The sequence below is a fragment of the uncultured Psychromonas sp. genome (assembly GCF_947489755.1).
GTDB lineage: Bacteria > Pseudomonadota > Gammaproteobacteria > Enterobacterales > Psychromonadaceae > Psychromonas.
Genome location: NZ_CANLFB010000005.1, coordinates 104,687 through 127,097, shown reverse-complemented (window position 1 = coordinate 127,097; position 22,411 = coordinate 104,687). Strand labels below are relative to the sequence as shown.

Genomic DNA, 22,411 nt, shown 5'->3' with positions numbered 1-22,411 from the left:
ATAAATAAAAGACGATATATATCGTCTTTTATTATTTTTAGAAACTGAATAAAAAGAAATTAAAGGACAATATAATGAGTAAGAACATTCATGAACAGCGTATTCTAATATTAGATTTTGGTTCTCAATACACACAATTAATCGCGCGTCGTATCCGTGAAATTGGTGTTTATTGTGAACTTTGGAGCTGGGATGTTAATGAAGAGGACATCAAAGAGTTTAATCCTAACGGTATTATTCTTGCTGGTGGCCCTGAAAGCGTTATAGCAGAAGGATCTCCACGCGCATCTGAATACGTATTTACAGCTGGCGTACCAGTGTTGGGTATCTGTTACGGTATGCAAACAATGTCTCACCAATTAGGTGGTGCAGTCATCAAAGGTGAAGGCGAAGGCGAGTTTGGTTATGCCAAAGTTGAAGTGCAAGCTGAATCTGCATTCCTTAAAGATATCCAAGACGCATTATCTGCAGACGGAAAACCATTATTAGATGTATGGATGAGTCATGGCGATAAAGTGTCAGCTATTCCTGCTGATTTCACTACCGTTGCTAACACGGCTACGTGTCAATATGCTGTTATTGCTAATGAAGAAAAACGCTTCTATGGTGTTCAATTTCACCCAGAAGTAACGCATACCGCGCAAGGCGAAGGTATGTTACGCAACTTTGTTGTAGATATTTGTGGTTGTGAAACATTATGGACACCTGCATCAATTATTGACGATGCCGTTGCTCGAATGAAAGAGCAAGTAGGTGATGATGAAGTTATCCTTGGTTTATCTGGCGGGGTAGACTCATCTGTTGTTGCAATGTTATTACAACGTGCTATTGGTGATAAATTAACATGTGTATTTGTTGATAACGGTTTATTACGTTTGAACGAAGGCGCACAAGTAATGGAAATGTTTGGTGATAAATTTGGATTAAACATCATCCATGTTAACGCTGAACACCGTTTCCTTGAGCAAATGGCTGGCGAAAACGATCCTGAAACTAAGCGTAAAATCATTGGTCGTGTATTCGTTGAAATTTTTGATGAAGAATCTAAAAAACTAAAAAATGCAAAATGGCTTGCACAGGGAACTATTTATCCTGATGTTATCGAGTCTGCAGCAGCCAAAAATGGTAAAGCACATGTTATCAAATCTCACCATAACGTAGGTGGTTTACCTGATGATATGGAAATGGGATTAGTTGAACCTTTACGTGAGCTCTTTAAAGATGAAGTACGTAAAATTGGTTTAGAGCTTGGTTTACCATATAACATGTTATACCGTCACCCATTCCCAGGGCCTGGTTTAGGTGTTCGTGTTTTAGGTGAAGTGAAGAAAGAGTACTGTGACTTATTACGTCGTGCAGATGCTATCTTTATTGAAGAATTACATAAAGCTGATCTATACCATAAAGTAAGCCAAGCGTTTGTTGTGTTCTTACCTGTTCGTTCAGTAGGTGTAATGGGCGATTGCCGTAAATATGATTGGGTTGTTTCATTACGTTGTGTTGAAACTATCGATTTCATGACAGCACGTTGGTCACATTTACCTTACGAGCTAATTGGCCACGTATCTAATCGTATTATCAATGAAATTGATGGTATCTCACGAGTTGTGTACGATGTGTCAGGTAAACCACCTGCTACTATTGAATGGGAATAATCATCAATAGATAATGACTGTTTAAACTAAAGCAGTGGTTTAATATAAAAAGGTGGCTTATTAGCCGCCTTTTTTGTTTTTAATTTATTAAACTTTAACAAGGGAAAATAATGATCGATACATTTGGTTTGCTGAGTAATGCTACTTTTATTAAAAGTCCTTTTTATAATCAACGACCAACTACAGCTAATATTCGTTTACTGGTGATCCATTGTATTAGTTTGCCCGAAGGGCAGTTTGCAACAGAGCATATTAAAAATTTATTCACTGGGTGTCTAGATTGCTCCGCCGACCCTAGTTTTACTCATTTACAAGGTTTAGAAGTATCTGCTCATTGCGTTATTCGTCGAGACGGTGCGATAGAGCAGTATGTTCCCTTTGAGCAACGTGCATGGCATGCAGGTATCTCTTCTTTTCAAGGTATAGAAGGATGTAATGACTTTTCTATCGGCATTGAATTGGAAGGAACTGATTGCAGTGCTTATACTGAAGCGCAATATCAAACCTTAGCTGAAGCGACTAAGCATATTCAAACTCGTTACCCTTTAATTACACGTGAACGTATTGTCGGACACAGTGATATTGCGCCAGGTCGTAAAACTGATCCTGGAACTGGTTTTGATTGGGGTTACTATTTTAAATTATTAACTGATTAGTTTGTTTTGATTTTATTTAAAAAATGAATCTTTTATTTAATTAAAAGCAAAAATTGGTTATTAAGTCATACATATTAAATAGATGAAATAGTCGGTTTTTAATTGTCATGATTAAACTCAATATTAAAGGGCCATATTGGTGATTAACGCAATGACCATCAACTTTATCCGGTTATTTAAAACGATAAAAATCTAGACATAAATTGCTAATTTTGTTAATTTCTATAGTTAAATATTAAATTGGTAATACCATTTTACATTTGCTGTGATTTGCTCACTGCAATAGAGTATCAAGTTTAACTAAAATAAGGCTGTTATGACTTACGCAAAAATTAAACAACCTAAACTTGCTGATGTGATCGAATCACAACTTGAGAGCATGATCTTAGAAGGTAGTTTAGAGCTTGGCGAAAAGTTATTACCAGAGCGTGAATTAGCGAAACAGTTCGACGTTTCACGACCTTCATTGCGCGAAGCCATTCAACGTTTAGAGTCAAAAGGCCTATTAACACGTCGCCAAGGTGGAGGAACGTACGTTAAAGAAGAACTACGTGAGCAATTGACCGACCCTTTATTTGAATTATTAAATTCACACCCCGAGTCTAAGTATGATCTATTAGAATTTCGTCATGCAATTGAAGGGTTCTCTGCTTATTATGCTGCTTTACGTGGTACTTCTGAAGATTTTAAAAAAATAAAAACAAGTTTCGGTGCTATTGATATGGCAAACACAACTGGTAATATTGAACTTGAAATTGCATCAGTTGCTGAGTTTTATTTAGCGGTCATTGAAGCATCGCACAATGTTGTTTTTTTACATTTAGCACGCGGTATTAAACCTCTATTACAAAAGAATATTTCAGACAACGTTAAACAGTTGTATTTGTATCCAGAAGTGGCGAAAAAAATACATGAACATCGCTTACAGTTGGTGGATGCTATTTTATCTAAGCAACCAATGAAAGCGAAAGAAGCGTCAGATAAACATCTTAATTATATTGAAGAAACGCGCTTGGTTATGTTGCGCGAAGAAAGTGCCTTTAAACGTGAGTTAGGTGGTTTTTAAAAGTAACCTCCGTTTTATAGTGTGGCGGACACAATCAACAATGTGAAACATACTTATATACATAACTATTTAGATTACTTATTGCCGAAATGGCATGCAAACGTGCTTTAAAGCAGGTAGTGGTTAATGTAAATGATTATAACAAAACGCTTAGCTTTCGAGCTGAGATTATCTAGTGATATAGAAGGAAAGTGTCATGACTGACATCTTAAAAGATATTGATGCACAAGAAACTTCTGAATGGCTTGAAGCATTAGCAACCATTCTTGAAGATGAGGGCTCTGAACGTGCTCAATTTGTCCTTGAACAAGTGATTGAAAAAGCACGCGTTGAAGGTGTTAACTTGCCAACTGGCATTAACACTAGCTACGTGAATACTATCGCAACAAGTGATCAACCTGCTTACCCTGGCGATCTGAAAATAGAACAACGTATTCGTTCAATCATTCGTTGGAATGCGATCATGATCGTGATGCGCGCTTCTAAGAAAGATTTAGATCTTGGTGGCCACATGGCTTCTTATCAGTCAGCTGCTGCATTTTACGAAGTCTGTTTTAACCACTTCTTCCGTGCACCAAATGAAACAGATGGCGGTGATTTAGTGTATTACCAAGGTCACATCTCTCCTGGTATTTATGCTCGTGCATTTCTTGAAGGTCGTTTAACTGCTGAGCAGTTAGATAATTTCCGTCAAGAAGTTGATGGTAAAGGTCTTCCTTCTTACCCGCATCCTAAATTGTTACCAGAATTTTGGCAGTTCCCTACTGTATCGATGGGTCTTGGTCCAATTGCTGCTATTTACCAAGCGCGTTTCTTAAAATACCTTGACGGTCGTGGTTTAAAACCAACGTCTGCACAGCGTGTTTACGCGTTCTTAGGTGATGGTGAAATGGATGAGCCAGAATCTCGTGGTTCATTATCATTCGCTTCACGTGAAAAACTAGATAACTTATGTTTCTTAGTTAACTGTAATCTACAACGTTTAGATGGACCTGTAATGGGTAACGGTAGCATCATTCAAGAACTAGAAGGCCTATTTACAGGTGCTGGTTGGAATGTTGTTAAAGTTATCTGGGGCGGCAACTGGGATTCACTAATCGCTAAAGATACGTCTGGTAAATTATTACAATTAATGGAAGAAACTGTTGATGGTGATTACCAAACATTCAAATCTAAAGACGGTGCTTATGTTCGTGAGCATTTCTTCGGTAAATACCCAGAAACAGCTGCACTAGTTGCAGACATGACAGATGAACAAATCTTCGCACTTAAGCGTGGTGGTCATGATTCATCTAAACTGTACGCTGCATTTAAAAACGCAGAAGATACAGCGGGTAAACCTACTGTCATCCTAGCTAAAACTGTTAAAGGTTACGGTATGGGCGCAGCGGCTGAGGGTAAAAATATTGCTCACGGCGTGAAGAAAATGACTGAAGAGCATATCGAAACCTTACGTGATCGTTTAGGTCTACAAGATTTATTAAGTGATGAGCAAGCGGCAACACTACCTTACTTAACACTGGAAGAAGGTTCTGAAGAATACAACTACTTACACGGTAAACGTGAAGCGTTATTAGGTTACACACCTAAGCGTCTACCTAAGTTTACTGAAAAACTAGCCGTGCCTGAATTAGATAAATTCTCAGCACTATTAGGTGAGCAGAAACGTGAAATTTCAACAACTATGGCTTACGTACGTATCCTAAATGTATTGTTGAAAGACAAAGGTATTGGTAAAAACATCGTGCCGATCATTGCCGATGAAGCGCGTACCTTTGGTATGGAAGGTCTATTCCGTCAAGTGGGTATCTACAATCCACACGGTCAAGAATACACACCTGAAGACCGCGGCGTGGTTTCTTACTACAAAGAAGCAACATCGGGTCAAGTATTACAAGAAGGTATCAACGAACTAGGTTCAATGTCTTCTTGGGTTGCAGCTGCAACGTCTTACAGTACTAATGACTTACCAATGATCCCATTCTACATCTACTACTCTATGTTTGGTTTCCAACGTATTGGTGATATGGCATGGATGGCGGGTGACCAACAAGCACGTGGTTTCCTATTAGGTGCTACGGCTGGTCGTACTACACTAAATGGTGAAGGTTTACAGCATGAAGATGGCCACAGTCATATTCAAGCAAATACTATCCCTAACTGTATTTCTTACGACCCTACATTTGCTTATGAACTAGCAGTTATCGTTCAAGATGGTATTGAGCGTATGTACGGCGAGAAACAAGAAAATGTGTTCTATTACTTAACGGTAATGAATGAAAACTATGCAATGCCAGCAATGCCAGAAGGCGTTGAAGAAGGTATTCGTAAAGGTATTTATAAGTTTGCTTCACTACCAGGTAAGAGCAAAGTACAACTACTAAGTTCAGGTACTATTATGAACGAAGTACGTGCTGCTGCGACGATACTAAGTGAAGAATATGGCGTTGCTTCTGACATCTTCTCTGTTACTTCATTCAATGAATTAACACGCGATGGCCAAGACGTTGAACGTTACAACATGTTAAATCCTGAAGCAGAGCAGAAAACACCATACATTACGTCTGTATTAGGTGATGAGCCAACAATTGCTGCAACGGATTACATGAAAAACTATGCTGAGCAAGTACGTGCGTTTATTCCTGCTGATTCATACAAAGTACTTGGTACTGATGGTTTCGGCCGTAGTGATAGCCGTGAAAACTTACGTCGTCACTTCGAAGTTAATGCGGGTTACGTTGTTGTAGCTGCGCTAACTGAATTAGCAAAACGTGGTGATATTGAACGTAAAGTCGTTACTGAAGCTATTGCTAAGTTTGATATCGATGTAAACAAAACCAACCCATTATTTGCATAAATCAGTCTCGGTGTTAGTAAAAGCTAACACCGACTTTTATTGATTAGGAAAATTATTATGTCTGAATTAAAAGAATTTTTACTACCTGATATTGGTGCTGATGCGGCTGATATTACTGATATCTTAGTTGCAGTCGGCGATACTATCGCTGAAGACCAAGATGTATTAACGATTGAAGGCGATAAAGCGTCAATGGACGTACCTTCATCAGTTGCTGGTGTTGTTAAAGAAATCAAAGTAAATGTTGGTGACAGCGTTTCTGAAGGTAACTTAGTATTAATCGTTGAAGTAGCTGGCTCAGCTGCCGCGCCTGCAGAAGCTCCAGCTGCACCAGTTGAAGCTCCAGCTGCACCAGTTGAAGCTGCAGCGCCAGTTGCACAAGCAGCGACTGCAGTTAAAGAACTATGCGTTCCAGATATCGGTGGTGATGAAGTTGAAGTGACTGACATTCTAGTTGCTGTTGGCGATACGATCACTGAAGACCAAGATATCATTACTGTTGAAGGCGATAAAGCATCAATGGACGTACCAGCTCCATTCGGTGGTGTTGTTAAAGAAATTAAAATTGCGACTGGCGATAAAGTGTCTGAAGGCACATTAATTTTATTGGTTGAAGCTCAAGGCGCTGCGGCACCTGTAGCAGCACCTGCTCCAGCAGCAGAAGCACCTAAAGCAGCACCTGCAGCGGCTCCAGCTCCTGCAAAAGCAGCTAAAGCTGAAGTTGCTGTCAACAAAGACGTTAAAGCTTCACCATCAGTTCGTCGTATCGCACGTGAATTCGATTTAGACTTAAATGTAATTGCTTCTACTGGTCCTAAAGGACGCACAACAAAAGATGACGTACAAAAATACGTTAAAGCACAATTACAAGCGGCTAAATCTGGTGGCGCTGGCGGTCTAGCTGTAGCAGCTTCTCCTAAAGTAGATTTTGCTAAATTTGGTGAAGTGGAAGTGAAAGAGCTTTCTCGCATCCAAAAAATATCAGGTCCTGCTCTACACCGTAACTGGGTGACTATCCCACATGTTACACAATTCGATGAAGCTGATATCACTGAATTAGAAGAGTTCCGTAAAGAACAAAATGCAATCGCGCTTAAACAAGACTTAGGTGTTAAAATTAGCCCATTAGTGTTTATGATGAAAGCGGTAGCTAAAGCATTACAACAATACCCTAACTTTAATTCATCTCTATCTGAAGATGGTCAAAGCTTGATTCTTAAGAAATACTTTAACATTGGTATCGCAGTAGACACACCAAACGGTCTAGTTGTACCAGTAGTGAAAGATGTATTAAACAAAGGTATTTTTGATATCTGTCGTGACATCGCTGAGATTTCTAAGAAAGCACGTGCTGGTAAATTAACGGCTAAAGATATGCAAGGTGGTAGTATGACTATCTCTAGTCTTGGCGGTATCGGTGGTACTCAATTTACACCAATCGTAAATGCACCTGAAGTTGCAATTTTAGGTGTTTCTAAATCAGCAATTAAACCACAATGGAATGGTAAAGAATTTGAACCTCGTATGATGGTTCCTCTTGCTCTTTCATATGACCATCGTGTAATCGATGGTGCTGACGGTGCACGCTTTATTACTGCCGTTAATAAGCACTTATCTGATTTACGTACGTTAATCCTATAATCTTTGTTAAGCAGGTCGGCAGTTATGTCGACCATTTATTTACATTCTATTAACATTTGAATAGACTACAAATCCTATTCGAGTGTTCTTATTTATAGAGGTCGTCATGAGTAAAGAAATTAAAACGCAGGTTGTTGTATTAGGTTCTGGCCCTGCAGGGTATTCTGCAGCATTTCGTGCAGCAGATTTAGGGTTAGAAACTGTTCTAATCGAAAAATACAGCACACTAGGTGGTGTTTGTTTAAACGTAGGTTGTATCCCATCAAAAGCTCTTCTACATGTTTCTAAAGTAATTGAAGAAGCAAAAGCACTATCTGAGCACGGTGTATTATTTGGTGAGCCTTCTACAGATATTGATAAAATCCGTATCTGGAAAGAAAAAGTAGTTTCACAGCTGACTGGTGGCCTTCAAGGCATGGCTAAAATGCGTAAAGTAACAAGTGTTACTGGTATGGGTCGTTTCACTGGTCCAAATACGATTGAAGCAACAGATCTTGATGGCGAAGTAACGACTATTACGTTTGACAATGCGGTTATCGCTGCAGGCTCTCGCCCTATCAAACTGCCATTTATTCCACATGATGACCCACGTGTTTGGGATTCAACAGATGCGCTAGAGCTTAAATCTGTTCCAAAACGTTTACTTGTATTAGGTGGTGGTATCATCGGTCTAGAAATGGGTACAGTGTACAAATCTCTAGGTTCTGATGTTGATGTTGTAGAGTTTGCTGACCAATTAGTGCCAGCTGCCGATAAAGATATCGTGCAAGTTTATACTAAGAAAGTAAAAAATAAATTCAACATCATGCTTGAAACTAAAGTAACTGGCGTTGAAGCTAAAGAAGATGCGTTATACGTTTCTTTTGAAGGTAAAAATGCACCAGCAGAAGCAAAAGCTTATGATGCAGTATTAGTGGCTGTAGGTCGTGTACCAAACGGTTTATCACTAGATGCTGAAAAAGCAGGTATTACAGTAACTGAGCGTGGCTTTATCGAAGTTGATAAGCAAATGCATACTAACGTACCGCATATTCATGCAATCGGTGATATCGTTGGCCAACCAATGCTTGCTCACAAAGGTGTGCATGAAGCGCATGTTGCTGCTGAAGTTATTGCTGGTAAGAAACATTACTTTGATCCTAAAACAATTCCTTCAATCGCGTACACTGAGCCAGAAATGGCTTGGGTTGGCGTAACAGAGAAAGAAGCGAAAGAGCAAGGTCTTAACTACGAAAAATCTGTATTCCCTTGGGCAGCTTCTGGCCGTGCAATTGCATCTGATTGTTCAGATGGTATGACTAAGCTTATCTTTGATAAAGATACTCACCGTATTCTTGGTGGTTCTGTTGTTGGTACTAATGCAGGTGAATTACTGGGTGAAATCGGCTTAGCAATTGAAATGGGTTGTGATGCTGAAGATATCGCATTAACAATTCATGCACATCCAACACTACATGAATCAGTAGGCTTAGCTGCTGAGATTTATGAAGGTTCAATTACTGATTTACCAAATGCAAAAGCGGTAAAACGTAAATAGTTTAACAAACTAATTGTTAATATTAAGGCAGCTCATTGAGCTGCCTTTTTTGTATTCTATTTTTAACTAAATTATTCCCGCTATAAGTTTAGATATAAGCAAGAACAATGCATATCCTCTCAAAGCTTTACATTTCAATATTCAATAAACAATATAATAAACAACAAAATAAAACGATTAAGTATCATTGCGATTAGCTTTTGTTATGATTAATTTAAATTAACCCACTCCTTACTTTTAAGTCTCTTATCAAATATTCACAAGCAGAAGCAATAAATCGATATATAAGCCGTCCAAACCCTTATTATCTTTTTATAAAAGACATTAATGTAATAGTTGATTTTTTAATCATTCATATTGAATAACTAGTTAATTAGTTATGTATGCTACAGAGGCTGGGTACAGAGGAATATACAGTCGAGATGAATAATTCTTCTGTAGATTACTTTTGATAAAAGCGATTTTGATATTTAGTATTGTGTTTTTATAACATAATATTATCAGTTTTAATGCGGCTTGATGGGATATCAATTTAATAACGACTTACCATACTAAATATTAACTTCTATGTATAAATTTGATATTCATGTATGAAAATTGGATCAATTATTTCAAAATAATACGATCTTATGTTTAATGATAAAATGCATATTTATTTAACGAAATAAAAAGTAAAAGTAAAAAGAAAGAAAAAATTGATATTATTAAATGAATTTAATATGCATTTTTTATTGGCATGATAAAAAAACTACTCTATAGTAATGGTTCGTGATGTTAATTTTACAAATTAATGACTGGATAGGAATACGTTTGTGTTTTTATGTTAATTTGATAATATGATTGCGTTTATATATAAGAGATTGCTTAAGCAGTCCGAAAATTAAAATAAAAAATTGCCTATCCACTGGAACTGGCACTTACATTAAAACAAAAATGGGTACTACTATGTTAGAAAAAAGTTTAGTTGTGGGCGAATTCCACATTGATACGAGCCAAAATAGTTTAATTCATGGCAGTCGTAAAGTTTATTTAGGTCCTTTGCGTACTTCTCTTTTACATTTCCTATGTAAAAATGTTAATACAGTTGTTACACGTGAAGATCTTGCTCAACATGTTTGGGGACGTTTAGTTACAGACCATACAATCAACCAACATATCTCTCAGCTACGTAAAAGTGTAGGCACATTGAGTCTTCACGGTTTAAATATCTCTACTATTCCTAAACGTGGCTACATTGCACGTATGGAAGGTTTAACTGTTTCTGAAAATACCGTTTCACCAATGGCACAAGGTGAGATCATTACTAATGCAATTACTAACATGAAAGTGTTAATTGTTGAAGGTTCTGCAGAAGGTCGTATACAGTTAATTGAACAGTTAGAAGCGTTAAATGTTTCTTACGTTGAAGGTGTTGCTACAACACTTGAAGCAGAACGTTCAATCGCACTACAAGATTTTGACTTAATTATTGTTGATGCTTTATTACCTGAATGTTCTGGTATTGAGTTAATTAAATCAATCCGTACAGGTCAAACATCAGCATCAGCTGACATTAGCATCTTAAACTCTCATAACGACGTACAACGTGAGCTATTAGGTTTAAATAGTTTATTAGACGTTCAAGGTTTATTATTAAAACCTTTTGAGTCAAACCGTCTTAAACAAATGCTAATGGTTGCAAGTAAATCAAATGTAGTATTAAAGCCACAAGCAGCTTACGAGTTAGTACCAACGAATGTTGTTGCTGCTGCTGAATTAAAAATGGCCGTTAATTCTTAATTAACGCTCACCATTCATAAAAAGCCTTTACATTTTGTAAGGGCTTTTTTGTTTCTATCTACTTTTATCTATTCCTATCTATTAACTACTTTTAATGACTTGGCAGATTCAATCTTTTTATTTTTTTTTCATTAATGATTCAATTAATCAATCAATCGAAACGTAAACATAATAATATTGTTTGGTATGCACTTTGGTTTATTGATTCCTGCTATTTAAATCTTCTCTATACTAAATTGGTATAATATTAAAACCTGTTTATACTGCTGGCATTAATTAAATAACAGAGATTAAGACAATGGAATTTGACTTTAAAAAAGACTATTTCAGCGATAAGGCAACGGTAAAGTTATCGATGGGACATGAAGCTTTTGGTACTTGGTTAGAGCAAGAAGGTCAAAAAAAAGACTGGGTTGAAGCATTACTGACTGTGATTGCACAGTTACAAAACAAAGAAATTACTGAATATAAATTAATCGGTGATGAGTTTGCTTTAGATTTAAATACCGAAGAAGCGATTATTGTTAATCATAGTTTACATCAATCAGATTCTGATTTAGAAGATGCGAATGACTTAAATTTTTATGACCAAGAGATTCAAGCTGAATGTGGGTTAGAAGACTTTCTTAATTTAATTGAATCATGGTTAGAATTTATTTAATCATAATGACTAACCCCCTAAATAGTATGAAATAGAAGGTTAGTCATGATGATAATATTAAAGCATTAATGACGTAAGACTAATGTTGCCATTCCTAAGAATGAAAATAAGCCAATAACATCAGTAACGGTTGTTAATGCCATACCGCCCGCTAATGCAGGGTCTATCTTATACTTATGCATTAATAGCGGAATACAAACCCCAGCGATCCCTGCTATGGAAAGATTAATAAACATTGCACCTGCAATGATATAACCCACTTGCATATCTCCTTTCCATAATACAACGGCAGTGGCGACTAACACGGCCCAAATCATACCGTTTAATACGCCAATAGCAGCTTCTTTACCAATTAACCAACGCGTATTGCTGCTGCTAATATGGCCAACTGCGATACCTCGAATAACTAAGGCTAATGTTTGATTGCCAGCAATACCGCCCATACTAGGTACAATAGTCATTAATACAGCAAGTGTTGCTACTTGCTCTAAAGTGGCTTCAAACATATTAGAAACAGAGGCGGCAATAAAAGCGGCAATTAAGTTAACTGATAACCATACCGTACGACGCTTAGCGCTGGGTAAAATTGGTGCGAAGGTATCTTCGTCATCATCCATACCTGCCATACCCATCATTGAATGTTCTGCATTCTCTCGAATTATATCAACGACATCATCGATGGTAATACGACCTAATAACTGTTTATTATCATCAATAACAGGTGCTGAAATCCAATCATGTCGCTCAAATAGCTTTGCTATTTCATTTTCTTCCATCAATACTTGTAGTGGTTCAGTGTCATGATTCATCACATCACTGATAATGGAGGTTGGCTCTACCGTTAATAAAGTAGATAAGGAAACATCGCCAAGTAGCTTATTATCAGTGTCAACAACGTATAAAGCATCGGTAGTATCGGGCAATGAACCTTTTAAACGTAAATAGCGTAAAACAACTTCAATCGAGACATCTGGACGGACGGTGACCGTATCGGTATTCATCATTGAACCGGCAGTGTCTTCAGGGAATGCTAAGGCGAGTTCGACTCGTTGCCTGTCTTGGGTGTCCATTTGCTCTAGAACGGCTCTATATACACTATCTGGGATGCCACGTAATACGTAGGCTAAACCATCTGTTTCCATGCCTTCTGTCGCAGCGACTAGGTTGTCTGTTCCCATTAAATTAATGATGCCATCTTTAGCATCTTCATTTAACTCTTCTAGGATTTCACCGTGTTGATCATGGTCTGTTAAATTCCATAATACTTTACGATCGGCAGGAGGGGAGGATTCTAATAGAAAGGCAACATCACAAGCAGGCATTTTATCTAAAATGCTGCGTGCTAATACAAACATACCGTGTTCAAGCGCTTTTTTTACTTCTTGAAGTCGCAGCTGGGTATTATCAACTTTAGTGTTTTCCAGCATACTTGCTCCTAGCGTTATTCTTCTTCTAAAAATTTATTTTCGATGAGCTCAGTGACAGCGAGCATCGCTTCTTGTGCTTGTGTACCTTGTGCTTCTATTTCAATTTCTTGACCAAAACAGGTTTCCAGTACTAATAAGCCAAGTACGCTACCGGCATCTGCTTTTTTTTCATTATGAGTAATAGTGATTTGCGCATCAAAGGCATTGACTAATTCAACTAACTTTATGGTTGCACGTGTATGCAAGCCGAGCTTGTTTTGTATTGTAATTGTTTGCTTAATTTTATCCAACAGGAATTACTCCTTTAAACATTTGTGTTCAATTTGTATTTGGTATTTATGTTTAAAACGTGCCGCTATTTGCTCTGTTATATAAACAGAACGGTGTCTGCCGCCAGTACAACCAATAGCAATGGTCACATAGTTACGGTTGTTTTGTTCTAAATGAGGAAGCCAAGTTAAGAATAGATTTTCGATATTAGTGATGGTTTCTTTGACTAATGGAAAAGCACTTAAATAGTCTTGAATAAGTTTATCTTTACCTGAATATTCTTTTAAGTTTTTTTCCCAATATGGATTCGGTAAAAAACGCACATCAAAAATATAATCAGCATCTTGTGGGTGTATATGTTTAAAACCAAAAGATTGAAAAATAACTAATAAATTACTCTTGGTTGAGCCTTGCAAGTATATTTTTAAATGTTCATTTAAATTATGAACTGACAGGGCGGTTGTATCAATGGAAAAAGCAGAGAGTGCTTGTAATGGCGCTAGCATTTCTTTTTCTAATTCTAACGCTTGAGATAGTGAAAGTTTTTGTTTGGAGAGAGGATGTAAACGACGTGTTTCACTATAACGACGAATTAGTTCGCTAGTGAGCGCATCTATATAGATGATTTCTAATTCGACTTTTTTCTGTAATGATTCAACAAGCTGCTTAATTTCATCAACTTTAGTTGGCATATTACGTATATCTAAGGTAACTGCTACTTTATTATCTTTTGGGTCAACCGTATCAATTAATTGTTCTAATAATTGATACGGAACGCCATCAATACAGTTGTAACCTAAATCTTCAAGTACATGGAGGGCAATTGTTTTTCCTGATCCTGAACGACCACTAATAACAATTAACTTCATATCTACTCCTGTGATTTATGACGTCAGTAATTCAAATAACTCTTGGTTGTTTTGTGCACTACGTAATTGACGTAAAAATTGTTTATCTAATAGTTTTTGGCTTATCTCTGATAAAGCAGAAAGATATTGTTTACAAAGATCTTCTGGTACGAATATAGCAAACAATATATCGACTTTATTACCGTCATATGAATCATAATCAATACCTGTTTCACATTGTAAAAATACAGCGGTTGCAGGTAATTCACTCGATATTTTAACATGTGGGATAGCAATGCCTGACCCAACGCCAGTCGACCCAATTTTCTCTCGTGCAATTAAGCTTTCAAACAATTCTTGCGCATCTAAGTTTAATTCTTTAGCCGCAATAAGGCTGATTTTTTCTAACGCCCCTTTTTTACTCGTGCAAGCTGTTTGGCAGAATACTGAATCTTGATTTAATAAAGTAGATATTTTCATAATATTTAGTTTAACTGTACTTAATGGACGCGCGAGTTTAGCAGGTTAGCATTAAATAACTATAGTTAATCCCAATTTTATTTGCGTTGCTTACTCATTAAAGTAATTGCTTTCGCTGGTTAGAAGGTGGAATACCTAATGATTCTCGGTACTTAGCAATAGTACGTCTTGCTACTTGAATACCTTTTTCTTCCAGTAACTGTGTTATTTTGTTATCACTTAAAGGTTTCGTTGTTAACTCTGCAGCAACCAGTTTTTTAATTAAAGCTCGAATAGCGGTTGATGAGCATTCGCCACCACCATCAGTTGCAACATGACTTGAAAAGAAAAACTTCAACTCATATATGCCACGAGGAGTATGCATAAATTTCTGTGTTGTCACTCGGGAAATTGTTGATTCATGCATTTCTACTTCAAAGGCTACGTCATTTAAAACCATTGGTTTCATCGACTCATCACCATATTCAAAGAAAGCTTGTTGTTGTTGCACAATACAATTAGATACTTTTAATAATGTATCATTACGATTCTCTAGGCTTTTAATAAACCATTTAGCTTCTTGTAGATGGCCTTTAATAAATTGAGAGTCGGTTTTACTTATATTACCTGAACACATATTAGCGTATTGCTGGTTGATCGATAAGTTAGGATCACAGTCTTGATTTAACGATACTCGCCATTGGCCTTGGATCTTTTTAACGTAGACATCTGGGATAATATATTGTGTTTCACTGGTTTCAATGCCATTACCAGGACGAGGCTCTAAGCTTTGGATTAAACGCATTATTTCTGCAAGTTGTGTTTCTTTAAACTTACTTTTACGTGCAAGTGTTCTGTAATCCCTATTACCAAGAAGATCCATGTATTGCTCAAGTATTTGGATCGCTTCATCTCGCCATGGTGTTGTACTTGGTAATTGACGAAGTTGAATTTGTAAACATTCTTGAGTGGTACGAGCAGCAACACCTAGTGGGTCGAAGTGCTGAATACGTTTTAATACGACTTCCACTTCATCTAATTCTAATTCTTCTAAGTCTGTTTGTAAGCTCTCTAGAATACTTTCACAATCAGTCGTCAAATACCCAGATTCATCGATAGAGTCGATAATAGCCATTGCAATGACTTGATCTGTCTCGGTAAAAGGCGTTAATTGCATTTGCCATAATAAATGGTCTTGTAGGGAAGTCGATGACTCTCCTTGATAGACGGTACTTTCTCCATCATACGCAACTGCGCTAGAGGTGGTACCTGTAATCGGTGTCGAATTGTAAGACTCTTCCCACTCTTTTTCTGCGGGTAAGTCATCTGAAAACTCTTGTTGGGAAATAGCTTCTGACGTATCAACTTCACTGCTATCCGCTTCTTTGATTAACTCTTCTGTACCTGTTTGATCATCTTGTTCTAAAAGAGGATTGGAGTCTAATGCGTTTTGAATCTCCTGTTGAAGATCGAGCGTTGATAGCTGCAATAGTTTTATTGCTTGCTGTAATTGAGGGGTCATTGCTAATTGCTGACCCATTTTCAACTGTAAACCCTGTTTCATCAAAACATATCTTCCTGAACGTATGGTTAAGACCTAAAGTTTAAATTCTTCACCTAGATAAACGCGCTTAACATGATCATTAGCTAATATTTCATCTTGGGTGCCCACCGCTATAATTTCACCGTGGCTCACTATATATGAATGCTCACAAACATCTAATGTTTCGCGTACATTATGGTCTGTAATCAAAACGCCTAGACCACGATCACGTAACTGCTGAATAATATTTTTTATATCAATAACAGATATAGGGTCAACCCCTGCAAAAGGCTCATCGAGTAAAATAAATTTTGGTTCTGTAGCTAAAGCGCGTGCAATTTCAACGCGTCGTCTCTCTCCACCAGATAAACTCATCCCTTTGCTATTACGGATGTGTGTGATGTGGAACTCTTCTAATAAAGTATTAAGTTTCTCATCTCGTTGTGGTTGCGTTAACTCTTTACGGGTTTGTAAAATCCCCATAATATTTTCTGTTACGGTTAAACGACGAAAGATAGAGGCTTCTTGTGGTAAATAGCCAATGCCTTTTTGTGCTCGAATGTGCATTGGATCGCTAGAGATATCTTCATCATCAATCACAATGCTGCCATGGTCTTGTTTAACGAGACCAACAACCATATAAAAAGAAGTTGTTTTTCCTGCGCCATTTGGCCCTAATAAGCCGACGATTTCGCCGGTTTTTACTGTTAGACCAACGCCATTTACAACGGTACGACCTTTATAGCTTTTAACTAATCCTGTAGCTCGTAGTTCAGCCATATTTATTTTTCTCCAGTTGTTTTCGGAGTCGATGACTTAGTCGAATTTGTACTTTTGTCTTTTTCAAATTGAGCGGGTAAAAAGACCGTTTGTACACGTTCTTTTTTATTTTGATCGGTAGTGACGTTCAGTTCTTGGCTTTCTAAGAAATACACTATTTCTCCGCCATTTACATGGCTATCTAATTGCTTTACCTGTGCACTTTTAGATAATGTTATTTTACCTTTTGCTACGTCATAACTTATGTTTTTTGCTTGGGCATCTAGTGGCTTGCCATCATCTTGAGTTTGATGGAAGGTCGCTACATTACCTTCTGCAATCATCATTTCATGATTTGGTTTAGCACCACGAATGACGGTTAGCTTATCTGCCGTAATTTTAATAGAGCCTTGAGTTAATAAAACCTCATCAGTAAAAATGACTGTATTGGTTTTCAAACTTGCATGTTGTTTTATAGACGAAACATGAATAGGTTGATTGAAGTCTGACTCTAATGCAGAAGCATTTACATTAAACAGCGAAATAGTAAGTAAAACTGTTAATTTATTTAGATTCATTAAGGTATACCGCTTTTATATTAGAATTAAGTTTCATTTCTTCTGTGACCATCGATGCCCATAACCCAACACCTTCTTGTTTAACTTGTGGTCCTATCCATGTGACTTTTTGGTCGCTGCTAATTTCTTTACTATCCAACTGCACAGTCGCTTGTGCTGTAGACATTGTCTGTACTAATTGATCTTTACTCAGGTTCTCAACTAAAACATCACCAGATAATAGTAAGTTATATTTTTCTGTCAATGTGCCTTCTGTACTGGTTAATTGCCATGTGGTGACAACCTCTGATTCTTTGTTTTTGATATAAACAATTACTTTAGGGTGTTCAAGCAAAGTCGTGTCAGTTTCAGGATAATTTGTCATTTTCTCGGCAAAAACACGGTAATCATTAAAGCCAAATTCATCATAATGGTTGCTTTGTACATCATCTGCAATGTAACTAGGATGGTGATCAGGAAGAGATGGGAGTTCTACATCTGGCTTTACATATACCCATACCATAAACGCAACTAATAGCGCTATGAAAGGAATGCTCTTACGTTTATTCATTTATTCACTTTTACCTTGGGTCATTGAAAGTTGTCCATGGCATTGTAAAAATAAGTCACACATTTCACGTACTGCTCCAAACCCACCTTTAACCGTTGTTACTAGGTCTGCTTTCTGTAAAACCAAAGGATGCGCATCATTAACGGCTATCCCTAAACCTGAATGTAACATAACAGGTAGATCTACGACATCATCACCTATGTAAGCTGTTTGTTCAGGTGTTAAGTTTAATTTTTCTAATAATGACTTATAAACACTTAATTTATCATCTTTACCTTGGTAAATATGTTTAACACCTAATGCCGTCATTCTGTTTTCAACTATATTAGATTGTCGACCAGTTATTATAGCGACTTCTATGCCTTGTTGCATGATGGCTTTAAGGCCAAATCCATCTTTAGTATGAAACGCCTTTAGTTCTTCACCATCATTACCTAAGTAAATCCGACCATCAGAAAACACACCATCAACATCACAAATAAAGAGTTTTATTTTTTGTGCTTGCTCAAAAATATTACTGCTGACTTTTCCATAAGGTGTATCAATCATTTATTGACTCTTTTTAAGATGCTAGTGATTTATTATGAAAATATCAAAGTACACACATTAAGGCGAGCATTGTTTATTTCAAAATCAAAATATGTGCCAATCATAACAAGACTACTTACCATTAAATAGATTAAACCGTATTAATGTCGTTATTAATGTCATAATTATCGAAACTATCGTAAAGATAGCTTGTCAGAAAAAGGCCATAAGTAACATTTGGTACTTTCTAAATTTAGCTTATTTACCTTTTTATAGGTAAAATTCAATTTAAATTACTATTTTACTACGATTTAGTCCGATTATTAATTGCCTTTCATGGTGGAGTTATTAGACTGAGCGTTCTTTTTCTTAGAGAAAAATGTATTTATGCCAACACAACACATTGTAATTAATCAACTTAGCTTCACGCGCCAACAAAAGAAAATTTTTGATAAGCTCGATATGCAATTTGAGCAAGGTAAAATAACTGCTGTGCTTGGACCAAGTGGCATTGGTAAAACAACCTTATTAAAATTGATTGGTGGTCAAATACCTGTTGATAGTGGAGAAGTTATCTTCAATGGTACTTCAATCCATGCTTGTTCTGAAAAAGAACTTTATCAAGCACGTAAAAAAATGGGGATGCTATTTCAAAGTGGTGCGCTATTTAATGATTTAAGTGTATTTGAAAATGTTGCTTTCCCTTTACGTGAACATACACATTTAGACGAGAAGCTGTTATCAACGTTAGTATTGATGAAACTTAATGCCGTCGGTTTACGTGGTGCAAAAGATTTATTTCCATCTCAATTGTCGGGAGGAATGGCTAGACGTGTTGCGCTAGCTCGTGCGATTGCTTTAGATCCTGAGGTCATTATGTATGACGAACCTTTTACAGGACAAGATCCTATATCAATGAATGTTTTGTTAAAGCTAGTTAAACAACTCAACGATACATTAGGTTTAACGTCTATTATCGTATCGCATGATGTTAATGAGGTTTTATCGATTGCAGATAACGTTTACGTTTTTGCCGATAAACAAATTATTGCTGAAGGCACTGTTGATGAAGTGTTAGCACAAAAAGATAATGCATTATTACAACAATTTTTAGCAGGTGCTGTTCAAGGGCCGGTGCCATTTCATATGCCTGCTAATGATTACCAAGCTGATTTAGAAGAGGTAAACCGATAATGCGTCAATACCTTACACAAGTATTACAAAATATTGGCGCTTATACTTTGCAATCTATACAAAGTATTGGGCAGTCAACAACGATGTTTTACCGTACTTTATTTGCGAAGCCACATCCCAAACTATTTCAGTTATGTATTGCACAAGTTTATCAATTAGGGATTTTATCATTACCTATTATCATTACGGCTGGTCTTTTTATCGGCATGGTGCTGAGCTTACAAGGCTATTATGTTTTGGTAGACTACGCCGCCGAAGAAAGCTTAGGCAGTATGGTTGCTTTATCTCTATTGCGTGAACTTGGGCCGGTCGTTGCAGCCTTACTCTTTGCAGGACGAGCCGGCTCGGCATTAACTGCTGAAATAGGGCTAATGCAAAGTACAGAACAAATTGCCAGTATGGAAATGATGGCGGTTTCTCCCTTAAAACGAGTTATCGCGCCTCGTTTGATTGCAGGTATTCTCACTTTACCGCTATTAACCTTAATATTTAATTTAGTGGCTATCTGGGGAGGATTTTTGGTTGGTGTGAGTTGGATGGGAATCGATGGTGGTTCTTTTTGGTCTGTTATGGAAGGCAGTGTTCATTTCGTTCCAGATGTTGTCAATGGTATGATCAAAAGTCTTATCTTTGCTTTTATTGTTACTTGGGTTGCTCTATACAATGGTTTTCATGTGATTCCTAATGCACAAGGGATCAGCAGAGCAACGACTAAAACCGTGGTACTAGCTTCGTTACTTGTTTTGGCGATGGACTTTTTACTGACTGTTATTATGTTTGGAGGCTAACATGCCACAAAAAAAATTAGAAATTTGGGTTGGGTTATTTGTTGTTGCAGCAATCGCCTCTTTTATTGTTTTAGCGTTTAGTGTTGCAGGGTTATCTTTTAAAGGTGAAGGAAGCAGTTATACGTTACAAGCTAACTTTAGTAACATCGGAGGCTTAAAACCAAGAGCTCCTGTGAAATTAGGCGGTGTGGTGGTTGGCCGTGTTGAATCTATTTCTTTAGATACTAAAACTTATACACCTTTAGTCACGCTCTCTATGTTTGAAAAACAAGGCTTTTACCCTGAAACATCTTCTCTCGCCATTTTGACCTCAGGGTTATTAGGTGAGCAATATGTTGGTATTAAACCTGGTTTTATTCTTGATGATACAGAAATGTTAGGTAATGGCGATATGATCGAAGATACTAAATCTGCATTAGTACTTGAAGATCTAATCGGACAATTTATTTATTCTATTAATAAGGACGACTAATGCGCTTATTTATTTATGTTTTTGCTTTTTTGTACTCTCTTTCATTTTCATTGATGGCAGTTGAAAATGACTTAACTGATCCTAATAAAGTTTTACATACCTTATCGACTAACACGTTTGAACGTTTAAGCAGTGAAAAAAACAAGTTAGCGGAAGAGCCTGAATACATTAAAGTGATCATTAATGAGGAGCTTATTCCTTATTTTGATTATAAATATGCGGCTTATAGTGTAGTTGGTGCAAACTTAAGAGAAACAACCTCTGAGCAGCGCGATAACTTTGTTGAAGCATTTCGTACTTATCTAATTAATGCTTATGGTCATATATTGATTAAATACGATCAACAAACGCTCACAATACTGGATAATAATAATTTTAAGGGTAAGAAAATTGTTAGTGTTCCTGTTAGAATGCGCGACAATAATGGGCAAATCACCCAGTTAGATTTTAAATTACGCAAAAATAAAAAGACAGGTGAATGGAAAGTGTTTGATGTGATTGCAGAAGGTGTGAGCATGTTAGATACCAAACGTTCGGAGTTTGGTTCATTAATTCAGAAAAAAGGAATTGATGAAGTGATTAAATTATTGCTGCAAAAAAATGATGAGTTTACATCATGAGTAACAGTATGTTGCTTGAACGAGATTTATTGCTCGCTAATTTAAGCGAGCAAACTTATCCCGCCGTAAATACTTACCAAGCAATTAAAAACTTAGATTTATCGCAATTAAATAATGTCGACTCTGCGGGAGTAGCCTATTTAGTGCAGGTTAAAGCACAATATCCCGCTTTAAAGTTAGTTAATGCTTCAAAGAAACTTTGCGTATTAGCTGAACTTTATGGTGTAGAAATTTTTTTTGAAAAATAATGGTTTATTATGAATACTGAAATAATTAAAGAAAAATTAGAACAAGCCCTAACATTGGACGTTTGTATTGTTAAAGGTGAAGGTAGCACTTTTCAAGTTATTGTTGTAAGTGATATGTTTATTGAAATGAGCCGCGTTAAAAAACAGCAAACTATCTATGCGATTTTAGCTGATGATATTGCAACTAATGCAATACATGCACTAACAATCAAAGCATTGACACCAGATGAGTGGCAAAAACAAAAACATTTTATTTAGTAAGTTTATAGGGATTT

At 36.8% G+C, this 22,411-nt stretch carries 23 protein-coding genes; 14 read left to right on the top strand and 9 right to left on the bottom strand.

What is annotated here, in order from left to right; genetic code table 11:
- Positions 1 to 74: 74 nt before the first annotated feature.
- The 8 genes from guaA (at position 75) to Q0794_RS04465 (ending at position 11,852) form a co-directional block, all read left to right on the top strand.
- The gene (guaA, locus tag Q0794_RS04500; RefSeq protein WP_298940495.1) at positions 75 to 1,655 is read left to right on the top strand and encodes a glutamine-hydrolyzing GMP synthase; all 1,581 of its coding nucleotides are present in this window, start codon (positions 75 to 77) and stop codon (positions 1,653 to 1,655) included.
- 110 nt (positions 1,656 to 1,765) lie between these two features.
- Entirely contained in the window at positions 1,766 to 2,311 is a 546-nt protein-coding gene (gene ampD, locus Q0794_RS04495) for a 1,6-anhydro-N-acetylmuramyl-L-alanine amidase AmpD (RefSeq protein WP_298940493.1), read from the top strand.
- Between the two features lie 316 nt (positions 2,312 to 2,627).
- Positions 2,628 to 3,377 (top strand): pyruvate dehydrogenase complex transcriptional repressor PdhR, encoded by a 750-nt coding sequence (gene pdhR, locus Q0794_RS04490; protein ID WP_137297491.1) that lies wholly within the window; start codon positions 2,628 to 2,630, stop codon positions 3,375 to 3,377.
- A 196-nt stretch (positions 3,378 to 3,573) separates the two neighbouring features.
- Positions 3,574 to 6,234: a pyruvate dehydrogenase (acetyl-transferring), homodimeric type gene (aceE, locus tag Q0794_RS04485; protein WP_298940489.1), complete on the top strand. Its 2,661-nt coding sequence runs from the start codon at positions 3,574 to 3,576 to the stop codon at positions 6,232 to 6,234.
- A gap of 57 nt (positions 6,235 to 6,291) precedes the next feature.
- Positions 6,292 to 7,875 (top strand): dihydrolipoyllysine-residue acetyltransferase, encoded by a 1,584-nt coding sequence (gene aceF / locus Q0794_RS04480; protein ID WP_298940487.1) that lies wholly within the window; start codon positions 6,292 to 6,294, stop codon positions 7,873 to 7,875.
- Positions 7,876 to 7,981: 106 nt separating this feature from the next.
- Positions 7,982 to 9,412 carry a dihydrolipoyl dehydrogenase gene (lpdA, locus tag Q0794_RS04475; protein WP_298940485.1) on the top strand — a complete coding sequence of 477 codons (1,431 nt, stop codon included), beginning with the start codon at positions 7,982 to 7,984 and terminating at the stop codon, positions 9,410 to 9,412.
- 945 nt (positions 9,413 to 10,357) lie between these two features.
- Complete coding sequence (locus tag Q0794_RS04470; protein ID WP_298940483.1) at positions 10,358 to 11,191, top strand: winged helix-turn-helix domain-containing protein; 834 nt, start codon at positions 10,358 to 10,360, stop codon at positions 11,189 to 11,191.
- 298 nt (positions 11,192 to 11,489) lie between these two features.
- Positions 11,490 to 11,852: a YacL family protein gene (locus Q0794_RS04465; protein ID WP_298940481.1), complete on the top strand. Its 363-nt coding sequence runs from the start codon at positions 11,490 to 11,492 to the stop codon at positions 11,850 to 11,852.
- A gap of 65 nt (positions 11,853 to 11,917) precedes the next feature.
- On the opposite strand, the gene mgtE is transcribed toward Q0794_RS04465, so the two are convergent.
- From mgtE to kdsC, 9 genes are all read right to left on the bottom strand, one after another.
- The gene (mgtE, locus tag Q0794_RS04460) at positions 11,918 to 13,279 is read right to left on the bottom strand and encodes a magnesium transporter (RefSeq protein WP_298940479.1); all 1,362 of its coding nucleotides are present in this window, start codon (positions 13,277 to 13,279) and stop codon (positions 11,918 to 11,920) included.
- 14 nt (positions 13,280 to 13,293) lie between these two features.
- Positions 13,294 to 13,569, bottom strand: coding sequence for an HPr family phosphocarrier protein (locus tag Q0794_RS04455; protein WP_298940477.1), 276 nt, complete (start codon positions 13,567 to 13,569; stop codon positions 13,294 to 13,296).
- A 6-nt stretch (positions 13,570 to 13,575) separates the two neighbouring features.
- Positions 13,576 to 14,418, bottom strand: coding sequence for an RNase adapter RapZ (gene rapZ, locus Q0794_RS04450; protein ID WP_025565166.1), 843 nt, complete (start codon positions 14,416 to 14,418; stop codon positions 13,576 to 13,578).
- Positions 14,419 to 14,433: 15 nt separating this feature from the next.
- Positions 14,434 to 14,877 (bottom strand): PTS IIA-like nitrogen regulatory protein PtsN, encoded by a 444-nt coding sequence (gene ptsN, locus Q0794_RS04445; RefSeq protein WP_298940472.1) that lies wholly within the window; start codon positions 14,875 to 14,877, stop codon positions 14,434 to 14,436.
- A 97-nt stretch (positions 14,878 to 14,974) separates the two neighbouring features.
- Positions 14,975 to 16,420, bottom strand: coding sequence for an RNA polymerase factor sigma-54 (locus Q0794_RS04440; protein WP_298940470.1), 1,446 nt, complete (start codon positions 16,418 to 16,420; stop codon positions 14,975 to 14,977).
- 33 nt (positions 16,421 to 16,453) lie between these two features.
- Complete coding sequence (gene lptB, locus Q0794_RS04435; protein WP_298940468.1) at positions 16,454 to 17,179, bottom strand: LPS export ABC transporter ATP-binding protein; 726 nt, start codon at positions 17,177 to 17,179, stop codon at positions 16,454 to 16,456.
- Between the two features lie 2 nt (positions 17,180 to 17,181).
- Positions 17,182 to 17,736 carry a lipopolysaccharide transport periplasmic protein LptA gene (lptA, locus tag Q0794_RS04430; RefSeq protein ID WP_298940466.1) on the bottom strand — a complete coding sequence of 185 codons (555 nt, stop codon included), beginning with the start codon at positions 17,734 to 17,736 and terminating at the stop codon, positions 17,182 to 17,184.
- Positions 17,723 to 18,286, bottom strand: coding sequence for an LPS export ABC transporter periplasmic protein LptC (gene lptC / locus Q0794_RS04425; RefSeq protein WP_298940464.1), 564 nt, complete (start codon positions 18,284 to 18,286; stop codon positions 17,723 to 17,725). The genes lptA and lptC overlap by 14 nt, the downstream gene beginning before the upstream one ends.
- Positions 18,287 to 18,835: a 3-deoxy-manno-octulosonate-8-phosphatase KdsC gene (kdsC, locus tag Q0794_RS04420; protein ID WP_298940462.1), complete on the bottom strand. Its 549-nt coding sequence runs from the start codon at positions 18,833 to 18,835 to the stop codon at positions 18,287 to 18,289. It lies immediately after the preceding gene.
- 366 nt (positions 18,836 to 19,201) lie between these two features.
- Here kdsC and Q0794_RS04415 point away from each other — a divergent pair, with 366 nt between their 5' ends.
- The 6 genes from Q0794_RS04415 to Q0794_RS04390 are packed head-to-tail and all read left to right on the top strand — an operon-like array spanning position 19,202 to position 22,394.
- Entirely contained in the window at positions 19,202 to 20,008 is an 807-nt protein-coding gene (locus Q0794_RS04415) for an ATP-binding cassette domain-containing protein (RefSeq protein WP_298940460.1), read from the top strand.
- Positions 20,008 to 20,796 (top strand): lipid asymmetry maintenance ABC transporter permease subunit MlaE, encoded by a 789-nt coding sequence (gene mlaE, locus Q0794_RS04410; RefSeq protein ID WP_298940458.1) that lies wholly within the window; start codon positions 20,008 to 20,010, stop codon positions 20,794 to 20,796. Before Q0794_RS04415 ends, mlaE begins: the two co-directional genes overlap by 1 nt.
- A 1-nt stretch (position 20,797) precedes the next feature.
- Positions 20,798 to 21,268: an outer membrane lipid asymmetry maintenance protein MlaD gene (gene mlaD, locus Q0794_RS04405; protein ID WP_298940456.1), complete on the top strand. Its 471-nt coding sequence runs from the start codon at positions 20,798 to 20,800 to the stop codon at positions 21,266 to 21,268.
- Complete coding sequence (locus tag Q0794_RS04400; RefSeq protein ID WP_298940454.1) at positions 21,268 to 21,888, top strand: ABC transporter substrate-binding protein; 621 nt, start codon at positions 21,268 to 21,270, stop codon at positions 21,886 to 21,888. Before mlaD ends, Q0794_RS04400 begins: the two co-directional genes overlap by 1 nt.
- Complete coding sequence (locus Q0794_RS04395) at positions 21,885 to 22,136, top strand: hypothetical protein (protein ID WP_298940453.1); 252 nt, start codon at positions 21,885 to 21,887, stop codon at positions 22,134 to 22,136. The genes Q0794_RS04400 and Q0794_RS04395 overlap by 4 nt, the downstream gene beginning before the upstream one ends.
- Before the next feature lie 9 nt (positions 22,137 to 22,145).
- Positions 22,146 to 22,394 carry a BolA/IbaG family iron-sulfur metabolism protein gene (locus Q0794_RS04390; protein WP_298940451.1) on the top strand — a complete coding sequence of 83 codons (249 nt, stop codon included), beginning with the start codon at positions 22,146 to 22,148 and terminating at the stop codon, positions 22,392 to 22,394.
- The last annotated feature ends 17 nt before the right edge of the window (positions 22,395 to 22,411 follow it).

Bases quoted from the DNA above. Each gene is read 5' to 3' on its own strand.
- guaA (WP_298940495.1), top strand. From the start codon at position 75: ATGAGTAAGAACATTCATGAACAGCGTATTCTAATATTAGATTTTGGT.
- ampD (WP_298940493.1), top strand. From the start codon at position 1,766: ATGATCGATACATTTGGTTTGCTGAGTAATGCTACTTTTATTAAAAGT.
- pdhR (WP_137297491.1), top strand. From the start codon at position 2,628: ATGACTTACGCAAAAATTAAACAACCTAAACTTGCTGATGTGATCGAA.
- aceE (WP_298940489.1), top strand. From the start codon at position 3,574: ATGACTGACATCTTAAAAGATATTGATGCACAAGAAACTTCTGAATGG.
- aceF (WP_298940487.1), top strand. From the start codon at position 6,292: ATGTCTGAATTAAAAGAATTTTTACTACCTGATATTGGTGCTGATGCG.
- lpdA (WP_298940485.1), top strand. From the start codon at position 7,982: ATGAGTAAAGAAATTAAAACGCAGGTTGTTGTATTAGGTTCTGGCCCT.
- Q0794_RS04470 (WP_298940483.1), top strand. From the start codon at position 10,358: ATGTTAGAAAAAAGTTTAGTTGTGGGCGAATTCCACATTGATACGAGC.
- Q0794_RS04465 (WP_298940481.1), top strand. From the start codon at position 11,490: ATGGAATTTGACTTTAAAAAAGACTATTTCAGCGATAAGGCAACGGTA.
- mgtE (WP_298940479.1), bottom strand. From the start codon at position 13,279: ATGCTGGAAAACACTAAAGTTGATAATACCCAGCTGCGACTTCAAGAA.
- rapZ (WP_025565166.1), bottom strand. From the start codon at position 14,418: ATGAAGTTAATTGTTATTAGTGGTCGTTCAGGATCAGGAAAAACAATT.
- ptsN (WP_298940472.1), bottom strand. From the start codon at position 14,877: ATGAAAATATCTACTTTATTAAATCAAGATTCAGTATTCTGCCAAACA.
- Q0794_RS04440 (WP_298940470.1), bottom strand. From the start codon at position 16,420: ATGAAACAGGGTTTACAGTTGAAAATGGGTCAGCAATTAGCAATGACC.
- lptB (WP_298940468.1), bottom strand. From the start codon at position 17,179: ATGGCTGAACTACGAGCTACAGGATTAGTTAAAAGCTATAAAGGTCGT.
- lptA (WP_298940466.1), bottom strand. From the start codon at position 17,736: ATGAATCTAAATAAATTAACAGTTTTACTTACTATTTCGCTGTTTAAT.
- lptC (WP_298940464.1), bottom strand. From the start codon at position 18,286: ATGAATAAACGTAAGAGCATTCCTTTCATAGCGCTATTAGTTGCGTTT.
- kdsC (WP_298940462.1), bottom strand. From the start codon at position 18,835: ATGATTGATACACCTTATGGAAAAGTCAGCAGTAATATTTTTGAGCAA.
- Q0794_RS04415 (WP_298940460.1), top strand. From the start codon at position 19,202: ATGCCAACACAACACATTGTAATTAATCAACTTAGCTTCACGCGCCAA.
- mlaE (WP_298940458.1), top strand. From the start codon at position 20,008: ATGCGTCAATACCTTACACAAGTATTACAAAATATTGGCGCTTATACT.
- mlaD (WP_298940456.1), top strand. From the start codon at position 20,798: ATGCCACAAAAAAAATTAGAAATTTGGGTTGGGTTATTTGTTGTTGCA.
- Q0794_RS04400 (WP_298940454.1), top strand. From the start codon at position 21,268: ATGCGCTTATTTATTTATGTTTTTGCTTTTTTGTACTCTCTTTCATTT.
- Q0794_RS04395 (WP_298940453.1), top strand. From the start codon at position 21,885: ATGAGTAACAGTATGTTGCTTGAACGAGATTTATTGCTCGCTAATTTA.
- Q0794_RS04390 (WP_298940451.1), top strand. From the start codon at position 22,146: ATGAATACTGAAATAATTAAAGAAAAATTAGAACAAGCCCTAACATTG.